This is a genomic window from Halorubrum laminariae, from assembly GCF_024494655.1.
Classification (GTDB): domain Archaea; phylum Halobacteriota; class Halobacteria; order Halobacteriales; family Haloferacaceae; genus Halorubrum; species Halorubrum laminariae.
Genome location: NZ_JANHDL010000001.1, coordinates 192,123 through 212,808, shown reverse-complemented (window position 1 = coordinate 212,808; position 20,686 = coordinate 192,123). Strand labels below are relative to the sequence as shown.

The following is a 20,686-nucleotide window of genomic DNA, read 5'->3' as shown; positions in this document are numbered from 1 at the left end:
TACGTATCGATCGTCACTCATGACGTGATGACCGTCCCGAGCCGGCCGAGACGGGTGCACGGCGAGCCGCTCGGGGAACCCGATGCCGTCTGTTCGCCACCATAGAAGGCGCGAGAACGCCGCGTAGCGCCCGCTTCGTTCAGTCTCGTATCCGGTCCAGATCGGCGACGAACGCTTGGAGACTGCTGCGAGTCACGTGTGGCATACACACGACGCGGAGTTCGCCGTTCGCCGTCCTCGACACCTTCCATCCGGCCTCTCGCAGGGCGTCGAACTCGGATTCGGGGAGCCTCGCAGCGACGAGCGGGAGCGACGGTTCCACCACGTCGTACCCGCGGTCGGCGAGCGCCGCGGCGAGCCACTCGGCGTTGTCACCGGCTCGCTCGACGGCGTCCCGGTAGCCGTCCGGCCACAACACCTCCATCGCGGCAACCGCGCCGGCGACGCCGGCCCCGCTTCGGGTACCCGTCAGCGTCGCCTGCGAGCGCGTCTCGAGATAGGGGGTATCGACGGCGAGCGCGTCCAACGCCGCCGCGTCCCGCGCGAGGAGCCCGCCGGCCGGAACCGGTGCCTGTCCGAACTTGTGCGGGTCGATTGTCAGCGTGTCAACTGCGGCGTCGCCGAACGACCACTCGCCGTCGGTGAACGGGAGAACGAAACCGCCCCACGCGGCGTCGACATGCATCAGCGCACCGGCGTCGTGTGCGATCTCGGCCAGCGCTGGGATCGGGTCGACTCGACCGTACTCCGTGCTGCCAGCAACGCCGACGACAAGCGCCGTCGACGTGTCAACCGCTGCGGCGACGGCGTCGGCTCTGGTCCGATGGTCATCGTCCACCGGAACCGTCCGGAGTTCGACACCGAGCATCTCCGCGGCCTTGTGGAACGAGAAGTGCCCGCTCTCGGGGACGACGACGTTCACGTCGTTCGCGTCGTGTCGGTTCCGTGCCGAGCGGACCGCTTGTACGTTCGCCTCCGTCCCCCCCGAGGTGACGTAGCCCGCGGCGTCGGTCGGGGACGGGTGGTCTGCGAGCGTCGCCAGCAACTCGATCGCGCGCTCTTCCAGCGACGCGACCGCCTCGTACGTGGCGGGATCTCCGGGGTTCGTCGCGAGGAATCGTTCCGCGGCCTCCCGTGCCGCCGGATGTGGCTCCGTGCACATCGAGGAAAGCACCCGGTCGAACGACTGCGGCTCGGGCTGCTGCATTCGGGAAACTGTTGTCGCGGAGAGTCTTACCCGTTCCGCTCTCCGGGCACCACACTCCTCACAGCGCGGAGCGGCCAACTCCGCTCAGCGGACCGAATCGAGGAGCAACCGCTGCTCGGTCCGTTTCACTTCGTGTTGGACGTCGCGAACCGCGTCGATGTTTGCCGAGATAGACGAGACGCCCTCCTCGACGAGGAAATCGACCATCTCCGACTTCGAGCCGGCCTGTCCGCAGATGCTGGTGTCGACGCCGAGTTCTCGACACGTCTCGATCGTGTTGCTGATGAGCGTCAACACGGCCGGGTGGAGTTCGTCGAAGCGGCCGGCAACGTGCTCGTTATTGCGGTCGACCGCCAGCGTGTACTGCGTGAGGTCGTTAGTCCCGAACGAGGCGAAATCGATCCCGGCTTCGGCGAGTTCTTCGATCTGCAACGCGCTCGCGGGGGTCTCGATCATCACGCCCCACCGGTTCGTCTCGGGATCGATCCCGGTTTCCTGCATGTGCCGTTTGATCCCCTCGATGTCGGCCGCGTCGTTGACGAGCGGGAACATCACTTCGAGGTTGTCGTACCCCATCTCCAGCAGCCGCGCGAACGCGGTGAGTTCCTGTCGGAACGGCTCGGGCTTGTCAAGGCTTCGGCGGGTTCCACGCCACCCGAGCATCGGGTTGTGTTCGTTCGGTTCGCCGTCACCGCCTTCCAAGTCACGGAACTCGTCCGTCGGGGCGTCTATCGTCCGAACGCGGACCGGCCGCGGATAGAACTCTTCGGCCACTCGGCGGACGCCTTCGATCAGTTCGTCTTGATACGCTCGGGCACCGTGGTCGGCGATGTAGCGTTCCGGCGTCTTGCCGAGCGAGAGCACCATATGCTCGATGCGAAGTAGGCCGACGCCGTCTGCGCCTGTCGCCGCCGCGCGCTCGGCGGCCTCCGGAATCGAGACGTTCACCTTTACTTCCGTCGCGGTCATCGGCTTCACCGGCGTCTCAGGACGCGCCGCCTCGACGGGTTCGAACTCCTCGCCGGGTTCGGCATCGTCTTCGGTTCCGGCGCGGATGGTTCCCTTGTCGCCATCGAGCGTGACGTTTTGTCCGTCTTCGAGCCGTCGCGTGCCGTTGCCGGTGCCGACCACCGCCGGGACGCCGAGTTCGCGCGAAATGATCGCCGCGTGGCTCGTCATTCCGCCCTCGTCAGTGACGATGCCGGCCGCTCGCTTCATCGCTGGGACCATGTCCGGCATCGTCATCTCCGTCACCATCACGTCGCCCTCTTGTACCTGATCGAGGTGGTCGAGCTTGTGGACGATCCGGACCGCGCCCGAGACGACGCCGGGACTGGCACCGAGGCCGTCCACGAGCACGTCCGCATCACCGTCCTCATCGGCTCCGTCGGCGAGGTCGGTGGTATCTCCGTCGTCGACCGCGTCGTCCGCCGCCGCGGCGTCGTCCTCTTGGATCGTCGTGATCGGCCGCGACTGGAGCATGTATATCTCGCCGTCGTGGATCGCCCACTCCACGTCCTGTGGCGTTCCGTAGTGATCCTCGACGCGCTTCCCGAGTGTGACGAGCCGATCGATCTCCTCGTCCGAGAGGACGCGGCTCTCGCGGCGGTCGTCTTCGATGTCGAGTTGCACGGTTTCGCCCGTCTCCGGATCCTTGACCATCTCGACTTTCTTGTCGGCGACGGTCACTTCGTCGACGGCACCGCGTTCGCGGTCGTACACGTAGTTGTCCGGAGAAACGGTGCCGGAGACGACCGCCTCGCCGAGTCCCCACGCCGCCTCGATCGTGATCTGCGGGTCGCCCGTCGACGGATGGCTAGTGAACATCACGCCGGACTTGTCAGCGTCGACCATCCGCTGGACGACGACGGCGATGTCGACGTCGGCGTGTGGGAAGCCGCGCTGCTGCCGGTAGTAGATCGCCCGCTGCGTGAAAAGCGAGGCCCAGCACTCCTTGACTCGCCGGATGAGGTCCGCTTCGCGGACGTTGAGAAACGTCTCCTGTTGTCCGGCGAACGAGGAGTCGGGAAGATCCTCTGCGGTGGCGGACGACCGAACCGCGACGAACGCCTCCTCGTCGCCGCCCATCGTCCGGTATCGCTCGAGAATCTCGTCGCGAACGTCGTCGGGAAGCGGCGTTTCGAGGATCAGCTCCTCCGCCGTCTCTTCGGCTTCCCGAAGCGCGGCGGAGTCCTCGGGGTCGACGTCGACGGCCGAGAACAGCTCGTCGTCGATCCCGCTCTCCTCGATGAAGGTGCGGTACGTCCCCGCCGTGACGGTGAATCCGGGGGGAACGGGGAGTCCGGCACCGATGAGTTCACCGAGCGAAGCCGCTTTTCCGCCGACGGTCCCAACGTCGTCGGCGTCGACATCCTCCAGCCAGAGTACTGCCATTCGTGTACCCGGAGGATCCGAGAGCCGACGTATGAAGCTTCCGACCTGTGCAACAGTGAATAAAAAACAACTCACAATCGAGTTACCCCGGGAGCGGCATCGCCGGTGGAAGCGGCGTCGACACGAAACCGCGGATCATGACAACGCAGAGTGGAACCAGCCCTACCGACCGCGGACGGGCGAATGAGGGCCGAAAACGCGAGGGGTGGAGACGAACCGCCATTCGGTTCGTGAACCAAGATACGCGCTGTGCCGGCCTATACTTACCTTCTGCGCAATCGATCGGATCGAATACGTGTTACAGGTAATGTTACATCAAACCGGTCGGGACGTACCGTCGACCCAGATGGTACGAACGACGATCTCTCGGCTACGAACCGCCAACGAATCACCGGTTCTCGGCCGTGAGCCGTCGACGTTCGCGTCGAAGAAGCCGCTCCCAGAGGCGGAACAGTCGGCTGTCGAGTTCGTAGCGGTCGTTCACCCAGCGGACCCACGCATCGTCGGTGAACAGGAGTCGCTGGAAACGACGGACTGTTGGCGAGAGCCGGTCCCGATCGCCACCGTAGTAGGTTAGCGACTCTTCGCGGGTCCGTTCGACGAGGGTACTCGGCACGTCGATGTCGTCGGCGGCAGCGGCGTGAACGAACCACTCGAGGTGGAGGATCGAGTCGGCGAGGAGAAACCGGTCTCGGAACCCGGACACGCTGTCGAGCGCGGGTTCGCCGTCGACTATCACGTCCTGCGGCCGGGAGTACCGCGGTGCGGTCACCGTCACGCCCGCCGCGTCGGCAACGGTCGCGGCCACCCGACGGAGCCGCCACTCGCCGTACCGAACCGGGGCGATTAGTCCCAGTTCGTACCAGAGCGGGAGCCACTCGCAGTACGGCTCCGAGAACGCTCCGTCCGCGAGCAGCGTGGCCGCGACCGAGCGCGCCGCCGCGGGCGACAACGCCGCGTGGTCCTCGCGGAGTCGGGTCGCGATGTCGCGTCCGTCGAGCGCGTCGACACCCTCGAACCCCATCCCGGCGGCGACGTGGCTGGTGTACGCGCGACCCGCTTCGTACCACTCCGCGAACTCGGCCGGAGTCGTCAGCCGGAGGAGACGGAGGACCGTGATGTGTGCGATACGTCCGTCTGGAGCAAAACGCTACCGCTCGGATCTCGGTGCATCCGAACGAGTGTGAGAGCCGTCGGCGTCGATCCCGTCGCAGTTCCGATCTTCAGTCGCGTTGCTGAGAGCGTCGTCGAGCCCCCACTCTTTGGCGCGAGCGGCCGCTTCCGTCTGGGCCTGTTCGCGGATCGCCGCGATCCGGTCGTCGTCTTCGAGGAACGCGGTGACTGCATCGGTATCGTCCTCGTCGGTCTCCGCGAGTCGCTCGTCGGGCGCAGCGGCCCGCGTCCGGTCGGCGAGCCGCTGGTCGTCAGCGAGTTCGGTTGCCACCGCGCCCGGCGTCACCCGGAGTGCATCAGCTTGGTGGGCCGTCTCCAGTCCGTCGGCGTCGACCGCGTACAGTTCGACGCGGTAGGGGCCGGGAACGGCGAGTTCGGCGAGCGCGCTGGCTCCGCCGCTGTCGCTCACCGTGTTGTACGCTAACATGGGAATTCCGTCGGCGAAGGTGATGACGCCTTTCGCCTCGCCGGACAGAAGAAGCGTCTCTTGGGGAACCACCGTCGCGTAGCCGGTCAGTTCGCGGTCGAGTGCACGCGAAAGCGTCGTGGCGATCTCCGAGACGACGCGCGAGCGCAGGAGGTTCCCCCGCGGGATCCGGAGCGTCGGCGACGCGTCCCCGGTCATGGCGTCTCGGGGACCACCGCGCTCCGGAATCGGTCTGCGACCGCGTCGCCGTCGCCGTCACGAACGTCGAGCCGAGCGGCGGCCCGGCGGTAGCAGGCGGCGGGACCGCTCTCCGGCGCGTGCGCGAGGAGCGGTTCGCCAGCGCGTCGCGCCGCCCGGACGATGTCGCTGTCGGGGACGTTCGCCAGCACGGGGCCACCGAAGTGTCTCTCCGCCTGCGCCGCCACGTCGGCAGTTCCCTCGCGGACCTTGTTGAAGAGGACGCCGGCCGTCTCGGTCCCGTACGAGCGAGCGTACTCCTGAACCTTCAGCCCATCCGAGAGCGCGGGGATCGTCGGTTCGACGACGATCACGACGCGATCGGCGAGCACGATCGGAAGGACCGCCGATTTCGACCCAAGCGCGGCCGGCGAATCGAGGAGTAGCACGTCGGTGTCGGCGGCGAGTTCGGCGACGACGGCGCGAAGCCGCGCCGGATCGGCCGCTTCGAACCCCGCGAGCGACGTGCCGCAGGGAACGACGGAGAGCCCGAAGCGGTCGTACGTCGCCTCCGACACGTCGGTCGCGACCCCCTCGACGAGCAGGTCGTGAAGCGTCACCGTCGCGTCGTCGAGTCCGGTGTGAAAGAGCAGATTCGCCATCCCGGTGTCGGCGTCGACGACGGTCACGTCGTACTCGTCGGCCAGCGCCATTCCGAGCGCGAGCGTGCTCGTCGTCTTCCCCGTGCCGCCCTTGCCGCTGGCGACGGCGAACGCCTCAACCATGCACTGACTGCCCGGCCACCTAGCTAAAAGCTGTCTATCGGCCGGCCGTCTCTCGTCACCGTCGCGTCTTGGTCCCGTCGCGTCTTGGTCCCGTCGCGTCTTGGTCCCGTCGCGGTCTGCTATGTCCCGTCGCGGTCTTCTAGCGTCTCGACGCGCTCGCGGAGGGTCTCCTTTTCGCGGATGAGCGCGTTCACGGTCGCTTCGAGGTCGGCGACGCGGGACAGCAGTCCGAGGTACGCGTGGCCGGCGAACAGGCCGACGACGAGGCCGACGACGCCGCCGAGGAGGAATCCCACGGCGGTCGTCAACAGCATAAACGCCGCGTCGACGATATCGTCGATGCTGATCGGGAGGGCGGATGTCATACCGGCGCTGGCGGGCGATGCGACAAAAGCGTTCGGCTCGGTGCCGAGTCATCGTCTCGGCCACTACTCGTCGTGGATGAAGACGAGTCGCTTCGAGTCGGTGTTGACTAAACAGAGGTCGATACCGTCGCGGGTCGCGCCGATCTGCTGCCAGCCGTGGTCGCTCACGAACAGCGTCTGAAAGACGCCGCGGTCGCAGTCCGGGTTCGGACAGCCCACCCCGGCCGCGTTCTTGTAGACCGTGGTACCGCCGCCGGAACTCTGGCGCACTAGGCCGTCCCGCAGCGATCTGAACTGCTCCGTAGACATCGGTCCGTCCATGTCCTCGTCTCCCATGCGTACTCGTTTTCGCCCATCGCATATAAACCGCCGGTCCGTGGCAATCCGTGGCACAGATGGACGCCGACGGCTCACGCATCTTCCGCCTTGCCGTCGTCGCGCTTCGCCGCGTCCGCCGCCGCGTCTGCGAGGCGGGTCGGCTCCGGGAGCTTATACCCGGCGCAAAGCGCCTCGACGAGGTCCACGGTCGTCTCGGCCGACACGCGGTGTCCCGGGCTCACGTACAGCGGATTGATCCGCCGGCTCTCGGGGTATTGCCGCGACTGGACGGCGTGTCCGATCACGGGCGCGAAACCGCCGCCGCCGGTGTCGTCTGCACCGGTGTCGCCCGCGTCGTCGTCGCCCGCGGCGGTCTCCACCGCGTCGTCGGCGCGGATCGGCGTCCGCCACCCGGCCGGACGGCCGTCGACCGGCTCGTCCGGCTCGCCACACAGGAGGCGCTTCGCGACGCCGACGCTCGGGACGTCGAAGCAGACGCCGACGTGCGTCGCGAGGCCGGCTTCGCGGTAATGGACCCGGCCCGATCCGTCACAGACGAGGAGGTCGGGATCGGCGTCGAGGGCGTCGAGGGCGGCACAGATCGGTTTTCCTTCTCGGAACGCGAGCAGCCCGGGAACGTACGGTATCGAGGGCGTCGTCGTCGCCGTCGCGTACTCGATCACGGTCCCGGCGCGGATCGCGACCGCCGCGGAGACGGCGCGCGTCGGATCCTCCTCCGTGAGAAACGCCTGATCGACGCCGACGACGACCGGGGCGTCGACGGCGGGACCGCCGACCGGGGGAGCGTCGCTGACGGGCGCGTGGGAATCCTCGGGAGCGCCCGCCGTCGGATCGGCCGGCGGGAGTCCCTCCGTCAGATCCGCCGGGTCGTCGATCGTGACTGCTTCGACTGCGAGGTCGTGGTCGTCCGCGAACGTCGCCGTCGCCGCGATCTCACGCTGGAGCGCCTCCATCTCGTCGCGGGAGAGCGCGGGATCTGGTCGGAACGCGGGGTTCGCGATCTCCATTCAGAATCGACCGCCGGGACCACCCGGACCACCCGGACCGCCCGGCCCACGCGGACCACGCGCGCCACCCATCCGCACCCCGCCTGCGCCGCCGGTTGATCGGGCGAGCCCCTCGTTTCGCTTGCCGAACGCGAGCCCGATCGCGAAGCCGATCAGGTGTGCGAGGTGGGCGATGTTGCCGGCGCTGCCGCCTCCGCCGGCCTGCACGCTCTGGACAACGAGGACCGCTGAGATGAGCGCGATCCCCCACGTGAGGTACTTGATCTTCATCGGGATCACGAAAAAGAGGAGCACCTCCATGTTCGGTCGCCAGACCGTGAGGACGCCGAGGATCGCGAACCCGGCACCGCTCGCGCCGAGCACGCCGGTCGGCGGGGCGTTCGTCGTGATCGCGAAGAGGATATGCCCGAGGCCGGCGGCGATCCCCGCTCCGAAGAAGAACGCCGTGAAACGCTTTGATCCGACCGCGCGCTCGACGAGCGGTCCGAAGAAGAACAGCACGATGCTGTTTCCGAGGATATGGTAGAGGCCGACGGGAGAGTGAGAGAGCACGGAAGTCACCCACGTCCAGACATTCCCGAGGGCGTCCGATCGGAGGACGAACAGCTGTTCGTGCAGCGCCGGACTGATTCCGTGGTAGACGATCAGCTGCGCGAGGAACGTGATCCACATCGCCGCGAGGATCGCGTAGGTCGCGTTCCCCCGGACGTAGCTCACGAGCCCGCCGGTGCTCGTCTCGCGGTCGATCCGACGCTTGATGCGGGTCACGACCCCGCCGGAACCGCCGGACGAGCCGCCGGTCGTTCTCCCGGAGCGGCCGTCGACGCCGTCGTCGAACCCGCTGTCGAAGACCCCGCCGGGATCGCTCCACTCGCCGAGTCCCGAGCAGTCGTGGTTCTCCGGCAGACGGTGCTCGGCGCAGAACGTCTGCCCGCATCGCTTACACTGGTACGGGAGGTTCTCGTACTCCCCGCACACGTCGCACGTCGCCATTGCCGGTCCTTGTGCGGGCGCTCGTAAAGCGGTTTGGTCCACGTAGGGTTTGGATCTGTGAGAGGCGTCGCCGGCCCTGTCGGTCACTCGCCGCTGTCGTCTGCGGAGCCGACACCGTTCCGGACGCTCACGGCCGGGCCGGTGTCGAACGCCGCGATCTCGGCACCCGACAGCTCCGCGCGCCCGACAGCGAACAGCGCGTCGTCGGCGTCGACGACGAGCACCTCGTCGCCGGGGCGGATTTCGTCGTCGGCCTCGGTGACGAACTTCGCGAAGGCGTTGCGCCCCTCGCGGACGAACGGCTCGCTCTCGTCGCCCACGACGACCCGGTGTCGAGGTGCCGCAAAGGTCGACCGGAGCCGCCGACCGCCGGCGACCCCGAGCGTGAATCGACCGTCGGTCCCGTATGAGACGAGTCGCTCTCCCGCTGCGCTGCCGGGCGTGTCGTCGACATCGCCGACGATCACCTGCCGCGGGCGGCCTCCGCTCGACCGGCGGACGGTCAGCGTCTCGTCGGGCGGAAACAGCGCCGCCCCCGCGCCGGCTCCGAACTGGTAGTCGGCCCCGGTCCGCAGGTCCGCGAGCGTCTCGGCGTCGGTCATAGACGCGGTTTCGCGGCCGGCGGCAAAGCGGTTGCGACAGGCGTGTGCCCCCGACAGCGTCCGCTCACAGCTCGATCCGATCGACGATCGGACCGTTGCCATCCTCACCGTCGCGATGGGTATTGATCGCGATCGTCCGGATCCAGTCTTCGAGCATCGATCCGTCGATTTTGGCTTTCAGCAGCGAGTCGACCTGATAGACGCCGGCGGCGTTGTTCATCCGGATCACGACCTGTACGGGAGTCTCATCGCCCTTCCGCAACGAGACGCGCTCGATCGCCTGCGAGGAGACGGTGTTGATACCGCGGCCGCCCTCCTCGTAGGGGACCCGCGACCGACCGCGCTCCATGTCGAGCCCGTCGGCGATCCTGACGACGCCGGCCTCGCGCGTCAGCGGCTGCTCTTCGGTGTGGTGACACAAGATTGCGTGGAGCACCTCGGCCTTGACCCGAACCCGCTCCGGAACGCCGTAGAAGGAGGGGAGGAAGTCGTCGAGGAAGTCGGCTGCGAGCGGGATCGAGTAGTACGGGTGGTCGTGTCGGTGAACGACGTGGCCGATGTCGTGGAGCGTCGCCGCGAGCGCGACGATCACCGGCTCGTCCGCCTCGTCGAGCCCCTGATCGAGCGCACCGTTGAACTCGACGCCGCCGGCCTTCAGGAGGTCGTACAGCCGGAGCGCGCGGTCGCGCACGATCTCGACGTGCTTCTTGCCGTGGTCGTTGTACCCCTTCCGGTCGACCGGGTTGACGTTCTGCGCCTCCAGGTAGGCCTCGATCTCGGGATCCGACTCGATCCGGCCGAGCACCTCGTTGAGCCGGTCGTCCGGGAAGGCGTGCTCGGCGCTCGGGTCGTACTCGTGGCGGCCGGCGTCCGTGTCGGCGTCGGCGTCCGCGTTCGGGTCCGACGCGTGGGCCGCGTCCTTCGGAGCCGGTTCCGAATCGTCCGCTGGGTCGGTCATGCAACGAGGGAGACGCCGTCGGCTTAAAACAGCCTCGGGCGGGCGCGTCCGCCGACCCCCGGCGATCCGTGAGGCCGCTACCGACACGAGGCCGTGAGACCGCTGCCGACACGAGGCCGTGAGACCGCTACCGACACGAGGCCGTGAGACCGCTACCGACACGAGGCCGTGAGACCGCTACCGACACGAGGCCGTGAGACCGCTACCGACACGAGGCCGTGAGGCCGCCACCGCCGCGACGAATCGCCGCGGTCCGGGAGCTTATATCGGACCCCGTCGATCCGTCGTGACATGGGACTTGATGCCGAGCGCGTGTCCTCTGTGACGTTCGACTCGTACAGCACGCTGGTAGACGTGGACGCCGCAGAGCAGGCGCTCGCCGCTCGCATCGACGACCCCCGGCCCGTGTCGCGGCTCTGGCGGGCGCGGTCGCTGGAGTACACGTTTGTCGCGAATCAGGTCGACGCGTACCAGCCCTTCTACGAGATGAACCGAGACGCGCTCCAGTACGCGCTCGACGCGCACGGCGTCGACCTGTCGATCGCCGAGCGCGACGAGATTCTCGCCGTCTACCACGAGCTCGATGTCTTCGACGATGTTCGCGACGGGATCCGGCGACTGCGCGACGGCGGCTACGACCCCTACGTGCTCTCGAACGGGAACCCAGAGATGCTCGCCTCGCTCGTCGATCACGCCGACATCGCGGACCTGATCGAGGACACGATAAGCGCCGACGAGGTACGGACGTTCAAGCCGGCCGCGGAGGTGTACCGCCACGGTGCCGCCCGGACGGGAACGCCGATCGACGAGGTCGTCCACGTCACCGCGGGCTGGTTCGACGTGCTCGGCGCTCGACACGCCGGAATGCAGGCCGCGTGGGTCGACCGGAAGGGAACGCCGTGGGAGCCGTTCGGTGGCGACCCCGACGCGACCGTCGAGACGATCCACGACGTGGCCGACGAACTCGGCGTCTGAGAGCCGATCGCAGGCGGCCGATCGAACGACCCCGCCCCGCGGACACTCGCGGGGTCTTTCGCCTCGCGGACACTCGCGGCCGTCCGAGACGGGTCCGGGGAACCGGCGGGTGACTGCGCGCCTTGGTGACGGTTTCGATTCGAGACACAATCTATAAGCGAGCCACGCGCCTACCGTAGGGTGTGACTCGACCCGCGTCCGCCCGCGGCTCGCCGACTTCGTCAGCGACGCGGCTCTTCTCGAAAAAACGCGCGTGAGACGTCCACCGGCGGGAGTGGCGACCCCGTCCCGGACGATCCCTGACCGCGCGAACGCTCCGTTCGACGACTGACACGCGATATCACACGCGAATCCACCGACACGCGAACGCACGATCCACACCCGAACCCACCAACACGCGAACCCACCATGACGAACACAACAACCACGACGCCGTACGCGACAGCAGACGAGACCGACCGAGACGCGACAGACGAACCGTTCGCGGGAGTCTACCCCGCGATGACGACGCCGTTCACCGACAACGACGAGATCGACCACGACCAGCTCGCCGACAATGCTCGATACATGGAGCGGGCGGGCGTCGACGGCGTGGTCCCGGTCGGCTCCACCGGCGAGTCGGCGACGATGAGCCACGACGAGCACGTCGCGGTCATCGAGACCGTCCGCGACGCCGTCGACGAGGTGCCCGTGATAGCCGGCACCGGATCGAACAACACCGCCGAGGCGCTCTCGCTGTCCGAGCGCGCCGCGGACGCCGGCGCGGACGGTCTGCTCCTCATCTCCCCGTACTACAACAAGCCCGAGGCCGCCGGCTTCCTCGAACATTACCGGACGATCGCCGACGCGGTCGACCTCCCACAGATCGTCTACAACGTGCCGAGCCGGACCGGCCAGTCGATCCCCGTCGATGTCTCCGTCGAACTCGCTCAACATCCGAACATTCAGGGGTACAAGGCCGCTTCCGGCGACCTGAACCTCATCAGCGAGGTGATAGAGCGCACCCGCGACGAGGAGTTCTCGGTGCTCTCCGGCGACGACGGGCTCACACTTCCCGTGATCTCGATCGGCGGCACGGGCACGATCAGCGTGGTCGCCAACGTCGAGCCGGCGCGCTCCTGTGCGATGGTCGGAGCCGCGCTCTCCGGCGATTACGGCCGAGCGCGATCGCTCCACCACGAGCTGTCGCCGCTCGTGCGCGAGCTGTTCGCCGAGACGAACCCGATCCCGATCAAGGAGGCGATGCACATCCGCGGGCGGGGCGGGCCGCGGGTCCGCTCGCCACTCTCGCGGCTCTCCGAGGAGCGCCGCGGCCGGCTCCGCGACTTGCTCGCCGAGTACGAGGCGAGCGAGCCGACGACCGTCGAGCTATCGCCGGGTGAGTCCGAATGAGCGGAACCGGCGCGTCCGCCGAGCCGCTCCGCGTCGCCGTCACCGGCGCTGGCGGTCGGATGGGACGAGAGGTGATCGAGGCTGCTCGCGACCGTGACGATGTCGCCGTCGCAGTCGCGGTGAACCGCTCGCCGATAGATCCCGTCGCGGGCGTCGAGGTTCGCGACGCGGACGACTTCCCCGAGCTGCTCGCGGGCGACGCGCCGGACGGCGCTCCCGATGCCCTCGTCGACTTCACCGGGCCCGCCTCGGCCGTTTCGTACGCCGAGGCCTGCGCTGACGCCGGCGTCCCGATGATCACCGGGACGACCGGATTCGCGGGCGGCCAGATCGACAGCCTGCACGCCGCGAGCGACGCGGTCCCGGTGCTCAAGGCGTCGAACTTCGCGCGCGGCGTCGCCGCGCTCCGCCGGGCGGTCCGCGAGGCGGCCGCCGCGCTCCCCGGCTACGACGTGGAACTGACGGAGACCCACCACAACGGCAAGCGCGACGCGCCCTCGGGCACCGCGAAGTCGATCCTCGGCGACGTCGAGGACGTTCGCGACGACCTCGACAAGCGCGTGTACGGCCGCGAGGGCGACGCGCCCCGCGAGTCTGGCGAGATCGGCGTCCACGCTCGACGCGCGGGCGACGTGACGGGCGAACACGAGGTGCTGTTCGCCGGCAACCGCGAGTCGATCGAACTCACGCACCGCGCCGGAGACCGCGGCGTGTTCGCCGAGGGCGCGCTCGACGCTGCCGTCTGGATCGCCGGCCGCGACCCGGGGTGGTACGACTTCGGCGACGTGCTGGACGCGGGCGGCGATGCACCCGATACGGGAGGCGACGCGTGACGGTCTCGTCACAGTCCCGATGTCCGCAGTGTCCGTCGACTGCACACCGACGGGTAAATACGACCGGTCGCCCACGTACCACCCAATGACGCTCGAATCCGACGTATCCGATCTGTGGGACCGCTATCAGGACGGGCTGACCGCCGCCGACGCGACGGCGGACGACGCCGACACCCTCGACGCCTTCCTCGCGGCGCTGGAGGCCAGCGAGGTGCGCGCCGCGGAGAAGACCGGCGACGACGTGACCTCGTGGGAGGCGAACGAGTGGGTCAAGCGCGGCATCCTGCTCAACTTCGGGCTGCGGGCGACCGAACCCCGCGAGTACGGCGATGTCCGCTATCACGACGTGCTCCCGCTTCGCGACACCGCGGACCTCGGCGACCGCGGCACGCGAAACACGCCCGACGGGACCGCGATCCGCCGGGGCGCGTACCTCGGCAGCGACTGCATCATGATGAGCCCCTCGTTCGTCAACGTGGGCGCGTACGTCGGCGACGGCACCCTCGTCGACTCCTGCGACACGGTCGGCTCCTGCGCGCAACTCGGCGCGAACGTGAAGCTCGGCGCGAACACCCTGATCGGCGGCGTCCTCGAACCCGTCGAGGACGCGCCCGTCGTGATCGAAGACGGCGTCTCGCTCGGCGCGGGCTGTCGAGTCACGAGCGGGTTCCGCGTCGGCGAGAACTCCATAGTTGGCGAGAACACCCTGTTGACCCCGCGGATCCCGGTGTACGACCTCGTCGACGAGGAGGTTCTGTACGGACACCTCCCGGCCGAGCGCCGGGCGTTCACGCGGATGGTAGAGTCGAGCGTCGGCGACCACGACCTCTTCGAGGGCGGCGCGTACAAGCCAGCGGTCGTCGCGACGCACGTCGAAGAAGAGACACTCGAAGCGACACGGCGCGAGGACGCGCTTCGAGAATGAGCGACCCCGGTTCCGACTCCGCTGACTCGGGAGCCGATCTCGCTGACTCGCCGGCCGACACCGCCGGCGACGGCGGTCCCGCGGTTCGTCGCGTGTGCGACTGGGACGGCGAGGGGCTCCGATCGATCGCGGCCGTCCACGACACCCCGCTGTACGTCCAGGACCTCGACCGCGTCCGCGAGAACTGCGCTCGCCTCCGAGACGCCTTCCCGGACGCAGACGTGCGCTACGCGGTCAAGGCTCACACCGGCCGCGCCGTGCTGGAGACGGTCCGCGATGCCGGACTCGCCGCCGAGTGCGCCTCGGCCGGCGAACTCGACCGGGCGCTCGCAGCCGGCTTCGGCGGCGACCGACTCCACTACACTGCGGTCAACCCGCCGGCGCGCGACCTCGACTACGTCACCGGCGTCGCCGAGGCGGAGCCCGACCTGACGGTTACCGTCGGGGCGCTCGATACCCTCGACCGGCTGGCCGAGCGCGGCTACGACGGGCGGATCTGTCTCCGCGTGAACCCCGGCGTCGGAGCCGGCCATCACGAGAAGGTGACGACCGGCGGCGCGGCGAAGTTCGGAATTCCGTATGACCGCGCCGCGACCGCGGCCCGGGAGGCGGCGGCCCGCTTCGACGTGGTCGGAATCCACGCGCACGCGGGCTCCGGAATCGACTCGGACCAGCTCGACAGCCACCGGGAGCTGGTCGCTCGGATGGGCGAGTTGGCCCGAACGCTGGCGGAGCCGGCCGCAGAAGCGGATCCGATCGACATCGAGTACGTCGACATCGGCGGCGGGTTCGGCGTGCCCTACGAGGAGGACGCGGCCCCGCTCGACCTCCCCGCGGTCGCCGATGCGACCCGCGAGGCGGTCGCGCCGCTCCCCGAGGGCGTTGACCTCGCGATCGAGCCCGGGCGGTACGTCGTCGCCGACGCCGGCGTCCTCCTGACGCGGGTGAACACGGTGAAGCCGACCCCCGACGAACGCGTCGTCGGCGTCGACGCCGGAATGACGGACCTCCTGCGCCCGGCGATGTACGACGCGTACCACCCGATCTGCAACCTCGGCGGAGCCGACGGCGAGCCGGCCCCTGACGAACGGCCGACGACGCCCGTCACCGTCGCCGGCCCTATCTGTGAGACGGGCGACGCATTCGCCACGGACCGACCGCTTGCAGACCCCGCGCGCGGCGACGTTCTCGCTGTCGGGATCGCCGGCGCGTACGGGTACGAGATGGCGAACCAGTACAACTCCCGGCCGCGGCCCGCCGAGGTCGCGCTCGTCGGCGGGACGGCTCGGCTCGTCCGCCGCCGCGAGACGCTCGTGGACCTTACGGCCGTCGAGCGGGAGCAGCCCCGAGCGACCGACCGCGACGCCTCGGAGGCGGACCGATGAGCGCGCACGCCGTTCCCGTGGAGAAGTACCACGGCACGGGCAACGACTTCCTCGTCGTCGACGCGGACGCCCACACAGTCGGCGACCGCGCCGCGTTCGCCCGCGCGCACTGCGACCGCGAGACGGGCGTGACCGCCGACGCCGCCGTCGGCGACGACGTGGTCCCGGCGAGCGCGACCGGTCGGCGGGGTGCCGACGGCGTGCTCTTCTTGAGCATCGCGGAGCGGTTCGACCCGACTCGCGTCGTGATGACGCTCGTCCAGCCGGACGGCTCAACCGCGTCGATGTGTGGCAACGGCGCGCGGGTCGTCGCGCGCTGGGCGCACGACCGGACCGGCGACCGCGAGTTCATGATCGACACGCAGGCTGGGACGCGCCGCGCCTCCGTGACCGACGACGCGAGCGCGGCCACCATCGAGATGGGCGTCCCGACGTTCGACCCCGCGCGCGTTCCCGTCGCTCGCGGCGACGACCGAGCCGGCGAGCCCCTGATCGACGAGCCCGTCGCCGGGCTGTCTGTCACCGCCGTCAACACTGGGGTCCCCCACGCGGTCGCGCTCGTCGACGGCGGCCGCGACGATCCGGAGGGGATCGACACGTATGATCTCGACGCAGTCGCGCCCCCGGTGCGCCACGCCGACGTGTTTCCCGAGGGAGCGAACGTGAACCTCGCTGCCGTCGTCGATGACGGCACCGGCGGTGACGGGAGCGGCGACGTGAGCGACGAGGGGACGGCGGTCATCGACCAGCGGACCTTCGAGCGCGGCGTCGAGGGCGAGACGCAGTCGTGCGGCACCGGCGCGGTCGCCGTCGTGGCCGCGGCGCGCCGGCTCGGACTGATCGCGGGCGAGTCCGCCGTGACCCGACCGCCGGGGGGCGACCTCTCGATCACCGTGCCGGACGCCGGTCACGCGACGCTCACCGGCCCCGTCGCCCACGAGTTCAGCGGGACGCTCCCGGTGGATCCCAGATGAGCGGCGACGCCGCACCCAGAGCCGACGACCCGACCGAGTTCGATCCCGTCGCGTTCCTCGAAGCGGCGGTGCAGATCCCCTCACACGAGTCAGTCGAGTCGATGCGGTCGTTCGTCGTCGAGACGCTCGAATCGTACGGCGTCGACGCCTCGGTCGTCGCGGACGGCTGCATCGTCGCCGAGAAATCGTCGCCCGCGCCCGCCGACGGACCGCACCTCGCGGTGAACACCCACCTCGACACGGTGACGCCGCACGTCCCATTCGAACGCGGCCCGGCGGCGGACGGAGAGCGGGGACACGCGGCGGGGAACCCAGACGACGTGATCCGCGGCCGGGGATCGTGCGACGCGAAGGGACCGCTCGCGGCGCTGTTGTCCGGATTCCTCGCAACTGAGCCGACTCGCGGGCGGCTCACGCTCGCGCTCACGCCCGACGAGGAGGCCCTTTCGCTCGGGGCTGCGGCGCTGACGGGGAAGATCTCGGAGAGCGATCCGCGGCTCGACGCCGACCTGTACCTCGTCGGCGAGCCGACCGGTCTCGACGCCTGTACGGCGGCCAAGGGACGGTTTCAGGGGACCGTCGAGCTGTCGGGCGTCGCCGCACACGCCGCGGAGTTCGCCGGCGCGAACGCTGTCGCAGCCGCCGAGGGCGCGCTCGCGGCGATCCGGACGTTCGACGACGACAGCGACGATCACCCGCAGCTCGGCGCGCCGAAGCTCACGCCGACGGTGATCGCCGGCGGCGACGCGACGAACCAGGTCCCCGCCGACTGTTCGATCACGGTGGACCGTCGGAGCGTGCCGCCGGAGACCGCCGAGGGGTTTCGGTCGTCGCTCGCCGTGGATGTCCGCGGGTCGGTCCCCGACGAGGTCGGCGTCAACGTGGCGCTGACGGACCGCGAGTCGCCCTTTTTCGAGGCGTTCTCGACGGACCCCGACCACGAACTGGTCGGATCGGTCGCGGACGCGGCGCGAGCGGCGGGCGACGCCGCGGGACTCGGAGAACGCGGCGGCGCAGTGCGGTCGTTCGGCGCGGCGACGGAGGCGTCGTACTTCGCGCCCGCGCCGACCGTCGTCTTCGGTCCCGGCGACCTCGCGGACGACGCCGGCGCGGTCGCGCACGCCGAGCGCGAGTACGTCCGCGTGCGGGAGGTGGAGGCGGCCGCCGACGCGGTCGAGCGGTCGATCGCGGCGCTGCTCGGGTCGCGGTAGAACCCGCGCGGCTACAACAGGAACGTCTCCTCGCGCTCCGCGAGGTCGACGAAGTCGTCGGCGGCGTCGATCAGTTCGTCGGCCGCCGAGTTCGAGAACCCCATGGCCTCGACGCGGACGCCCTCGTGACGGAGGTGCGTGCAGAGCCGCGCGAAGTCACCGTCGCCGGTGCATAACACGACAGTGTCGACGTGGCTCGCGAGCGAGACGGCGTCGAGGCTCATGCCGAGGTCCCAGTCGGCCTTCTTCGACCCGTCCGCGAACGTCTTGATGTCCTTGATCTTCGTCTCGAAGCCGATCTCTCGCAGCGCCTCGAAGAAGCTCTCCTCTTCCGGCGAGTCGGCGCGGATCACGTACGCGATGGCGCGAACGAGCGCCCGGCCGGAGACGGCCTCTTCGAGGAGGCTAGAGTAATCGATGTTTCTGGAATAGACGCTCTGTGCGGAGTGATACAGGTTCTGTGAGTCCGCGAGCACTGCGACGCGCTGATCGGGATGGATCTCGTTCATACCGGCGTTTTCACGCGACGGGTTACGGCTTTTGGGATCCGCGGCTCACGATGCCAACGTGTCGGTAGCCGGCTCCGGCCGCGCCCCCAGTGTCGCCACGGTGATCCGCCGCACATCTGAATTGTTTTATGCATATGTGCGCTGAGAGAGCGAATGGGACGTACACGCGGCGGCGACACCGGTGCAGATCGCGGAGTCGGACGACGACGGTACCTTTCGGCGCTGGCCGGTGGAACGGCGGCGACCCTCGCCGGTTGTTCGGGTCTCAGATTCGGACCGATCGATCTCGCTCGCGATGCGGGGACGTACGCGACAGCCGTCACGGAGCCGATAGAGACACTCAACCCGATATACAACACCGGGAACGCTGGCGGCAACGCGATCGCTCGCGTGATCGATCCCGGATACGCGTTCGACGAGAACGACGAGTACGTCCCGCTGCTGTACGATTTGTCCAGTGAGGACGGACGCGAGTGGACGTTCCGGCTGCGCGACGGACTGCGGTTCGGCGATCCGTACGGCTCGGTGACCGCGCACGACTTCGTCTACCTAATCAGTGAGGTCCACCAGCGCGACTGGGCGGACTCGCCCGCGGCGGCACACTGGCGGGACGTCTCCGTTGCGGTCATCGACGACCGCTCGTTTCGCGCGACGCTCCCGCAACCGCGACTGCTGTGGCCCGAGAGCTACGAGCCGCTCGTGTATCCGATCCCCAAAGGCCTCCTGGAACCGTACGTCGACGCGGCTGACGCCGAGGGGCTCCGCACAGACCGGACGCTCGCCGAACTCGGGTTTGCGGGGAATCTCGGGCCGTACGTCCTCGACGAGTGGCGACGGGGCGAGGTCGTCCGGCTCGCCCGCAACGACCGGTACTACCTCGGTGCGGCCGCCGAGTCGCCGGACGTACCGGTCCCGCCGGGGTTCGCCGGCGCGCCGCACTTCGCCGCCGCCGAGATTCGGGTGCTCCCCGAGCTGGCGGCGCGTCTCGACGCGTTCGACTCGGGCGCGCTCGACGCCGCGGCGATCCCAGTCGACCGCGCTGACGCGTACCGCGACGCCGACGGGGTCACCGTCGGTCGCGTCCCGCAGGCGCACGCCGAACGGATCGCGGTCAACATGCGCGACAACGGGTGGAGCGCGGGCCCCGGGAACCCGTTCCGACACCGGCCGTTTCGGCAGGCGCTGTCCGCCGCGATCGACGTGGACGCGCTCGTCGAGGAGGCGTTTCACGGCGCGGCCGCCCCGCAGTTCACGTGGCAGCCGCCGTTCGCCGAGTTCCACCCGTTGGACGCTGACCTCCCGCGGTTCGGCACCGGCGACCGGTACGGCCGCGAGTACGCCCGCGACCTCGCGCGCCGGGCGTTCGATCGGTCGGCACACGACTACGGGTTCGACGGCGACGACATGGTCACGCCGGACGGCGATCGGGTCTCCCTGACGCTTTTCCGCCGCGACAACGCCGGGAGCCGCCGCGTCGCTGCGTTCGTCGCCGACGATCTCGGGTCGAACCTTGGGATCGACGTGGCCGTCGAGGGAACCACCCGCGAGCGGTTCGCGGCCGAGCGCTACACGGTCGGGGACCGACCTCGACCGGAGCGGGACGCCGACGGAGATCTCACGGACGTGCCGGACGCCTTGGTCGACGAGGTGCGCGGCAAGCCGGTCGCGTGGACGCGGCCGACCGCGGTCAATCCCGGACCGCGGCGCGTCACGGCGGCCGCGCCGTGGGACATGGAGATCGTGTTCCGGTCGAACACGTTCCCTCGGAACCCGCTCGCCACCGCCGCGCACTTTGACGGGGCGACCGCGCCGCACAACGCTGTCGGCTACTATCCCGAATCCACCGTTACGTCGCTTTTCGACCGCGCCCGACGCGCGACCGACCGGGAGGCGCTCGCCGAGACGCTCGCGGAGCTGTTCGTCGCGCTCGCGTCGGCACAGCCCTCCGTGACGCTGGCGTTTCCCGAGGCCACCGTCGGCTACCGATCCGGCCTCTCGGGACCGATATCGCGGTTCTCGAACGGGTGGAACCGCGCGGCGTGGCGCTACGAGTGA

At 69.2% G+C, this 20,686-nt stretch carries 20 protein-coding genes; 8 read left to right on the top strand and 12 right to left on the bottom strand.

Going from position 1 to position 20,686, the window contains the following annotated elements; all coding sequences use genetic code 11:
• Positions 1-139: 139 nt before the first annotated feature.
• The 11 genes from mfnA to NO887_RS00930 form a co-directional block, all read right to left on the bottom strand.
• Positions 140-1,207 carry a tyrosine decarboxylase MfnA gene (gene mfnA / locus NO887_RS00980; protein ID WP_256416644.1) on the bottom strand — a complete coding sequence of 356 codons (1,068 nt, stop codon included), beginning with the start codon at positions 1,205-1,207 and terminating at the stop codon, positions 140-142.
• Between the two features lie 84 nt (positions 1,208-1,291).
• Positions 1,292-3,601, bottom strand: coding sequence for a phosphoenolpyruvate synthase (gene ppsA, locus NO887_RS00975; protein ID WP_256416643.1), 2,310 nt, complete (start codon positions 3,599-3,601; stop codon positions 1,292-1,294).
• Positions 3,602-3,989: 388 nt separating this feature from the next.
• Positions 3,990-4,721, bottom strand: coding sequence for a DUF8116 family protein (locus tag NO887_RS00970; RefSeq protein WP_465261987.1), 732 nt, complete (start codon positions 4,719-4,721; stop codon positions 3,990-3,992).
• Between the two features lie 30 nt (positions 4,722-4,751).
• Entirely contained in the window at positions 4,752-5,399 is a 648-nt protein-coding gene (locus NO887_RS00965) for a DUF8054 family protein (protein WP_256416639.1), read from the bottom strand.
• Positions 5,396-6,163 carry a nucleotide-binding protein gene (locus tag NO887_RS00960; RefSeq protein WP_256416638.1) on the bottom strand — a complete coding sequence of 256 codons (768 nt, stop codon included), beginning with the start codon at positions 6,161-6,163 and terminating at the stop codon, positions 5,396-5,398. The genes NO887_RS00965 and NO887_RS00960 overlap by 4 nt, the downstream gene beginning before the upstream one ends.
• Positions 6,164-6,282: 119 nt before the next feature.
• Positions 6,283-6,528, bottom strand: a complete 246-nt coding sequence (locus NO887_RS00955) for a hypothetical protein (RefSeq protein WP_256416637.1) — start codon at positions 6,526-6,528, stop codon at positions 6,283-6,285.
• A 63-nt stretch (positions 6,529-6,591) separates the two neighbouring features.
• The gene (locus NO887_RS00950) at positions 6,592-6,864 is read right to left on the bottom strand and encodes a DUF7385 family protein (protein WP_256416636.1); all 273 of its coding nucleotides are present in this window, start codon (positions 6,862-6,864) and stop codon (positions 6,592-6,594) included.
• Between the two features lie 74 nt (positions 6,865-6,938).
• Complete coding sequence (locus NO887_RS00945; protein ID WP_256416635.1) at positions 6,939-7,874, bottom strand: endonuclease V; 936 nt, start codon at positions 7,872-7,874, stop codon at positions 6,939-6,941.
• Positions 7,875-8,867, bottom strand: a complete 993-nt coding sequence (locus NO887_RS00940) for a rhomboid family intramembrane serine protease (RefSeq protein ID WP_256416632.1) — start codon at positions 8,865-8,867, stop codon at positions 7,875-7,877.
• A gap of 83 nt (positions 8,868-8,950) precedes the next feature.
• On the bottom strand, positions 8,951-9,469 hold the full coding sequence (locus tag NO887_RS00935) for a PUA domain-containing protein (RefSeq protein WP_256416631.1): 519 nt from the start codon (positions 9,467-9,469) through the stop codon (positions 8,951-8,953).
• Positions 9,470-9,533: 64 nt separating this feature from the next.
• Positions 9,534-10,427: an HD domain-containing protein gene (locus NO887_RS00930; protein ID WP_256416630.1), complete on the bottom strand. Its 894-nt coding sequence runs from the start codon at positions 10,425-10,427 to the stop codon at positions 9,534-9,536.
• A 291-nt stretch (positions 10,428-10,718) separates the two neighbouring features.
• Between NO887_RS00930 and NO887_RS00925 the strand changes: the two genes are divergently transcribed.
• The 7 genes from NO887_RS00925 (at position 10,719) to NO887_RS00895 (ending at position 18,122) form a co-directional block, all read left to right on the top strand.
• Positions 10,719-11,402 carry a haloacid dehalogenase type II gene (locus NO887_RS00925; protein WP_256416629.1) on the top strand — a complete coding sequence of 228 codons (684 nt, stop codon included), beginning with the start codon at positions 10,719-10,721 and terminating at the stop codon, positions 11,400-11,402.
• 408 nt (positions 11,403-11,810) lie between these two features.
• Entirely contained in the window at positions 11,811-12,794 is a 984-nt protein-coding gene (gene dapA, locus NO887_RS00920) for a 4-hydroxy-tetrahydrodipicolinate synthase (protein ID WP_256416615.1), read from the top strand.
• Entirely contained in the window at positions 12,791-13,627 is an 837-nt protein-coding gene (gene dapB, locus NO887_RS00915; RefSeq protein WP_256416614.1) for a 4-hydroxy-tetrahydrodipicolinate reductase, read from the top strand. Before dapA ends, dapB begins: the two co-directional genes overlap by 4 nt.
• An 85-nt stretch (positions 13,628-13,712) precedes the next feature.
• Positions 13,713-14,552, top strand: coding sequence for a 2,3,4,5-tetrahydropyridine-2,6-dicarboxylate N-succinyltransferase (locus NO887_RS00910; RefSeq protein WP_256416613.1), 840 nt, complete (start codon positions 13,713-13,715; stop codon positions 14,550-14,552).
• Positions 14,549-15,937, top strand: a complete 1,389-nt coding sequence (gene lysA / locus NO887_RS00905; protein ID WP_256416612.1) for a diaminopimelate decarboxylase — start codon at positions 14,549-14,551, stop codon at positions 15,935-15,937. Before NO887_RS00910 ends, lysA begins: the two co-directional genes overlap by 4 nt.
• Entirely contained in the window at positions 15,934-16,911 is a 978-nt protein-coding gene (gene dapF / locus NO887_RS00900; RefSeq protein WP_256416610.1) for a diaminopimelate epimerase, read from the top strand. Before lysA ends, dapF begins: the two co-directional genes overlap by 4 nt.
• Positions 16,908-18,122, top strand: coding sequence for a M20/M25/M40 family metallo-hydrolase (locus tag NO887_RS00895; RefSeq protein WP_256416609.1), 1,215 nt, complete (start codon positions 16,908-16,910; stop codon positions 18,120-18,122). Before dapF ends, NO887_RS00895 begins: the two co-directional genes overlap by 4 nt.
• Positions 18,123-18,133: 11 nt before the next feature.
• Here NO887_RS00895 and NO887_RS00890 read toward each other — a convergent pair whose 3' ends face one another.
• Positions 18,134-18,631, bottom strand: a complete 498-nt coding sequence (locus NO887_RS00890; protein ID WP_256416608.1) for a LabA-like NYN domain-containing protein — start codon at positions 18,629-18,631, stop codon at positions 18,134-18,136.
• 153 nt (positions 18,632-18,784) lie between these two features.
• Between NO887_RS00890 and NO887_RS00885 the strand changes: the two genes are divergently transcribed.
• Positions 18,785-20,686 carry an ABC transporter substrate-binding protein gene (locus tag NO887_RS00885; protein WP_256416607.1) on the top strand — a complete coding sequence of 634 codons (1,902 nt, stop codon included), beginning with the start codon at positions 18,785-18,787 and terminating at the stop codon, positions 20,684-20,686.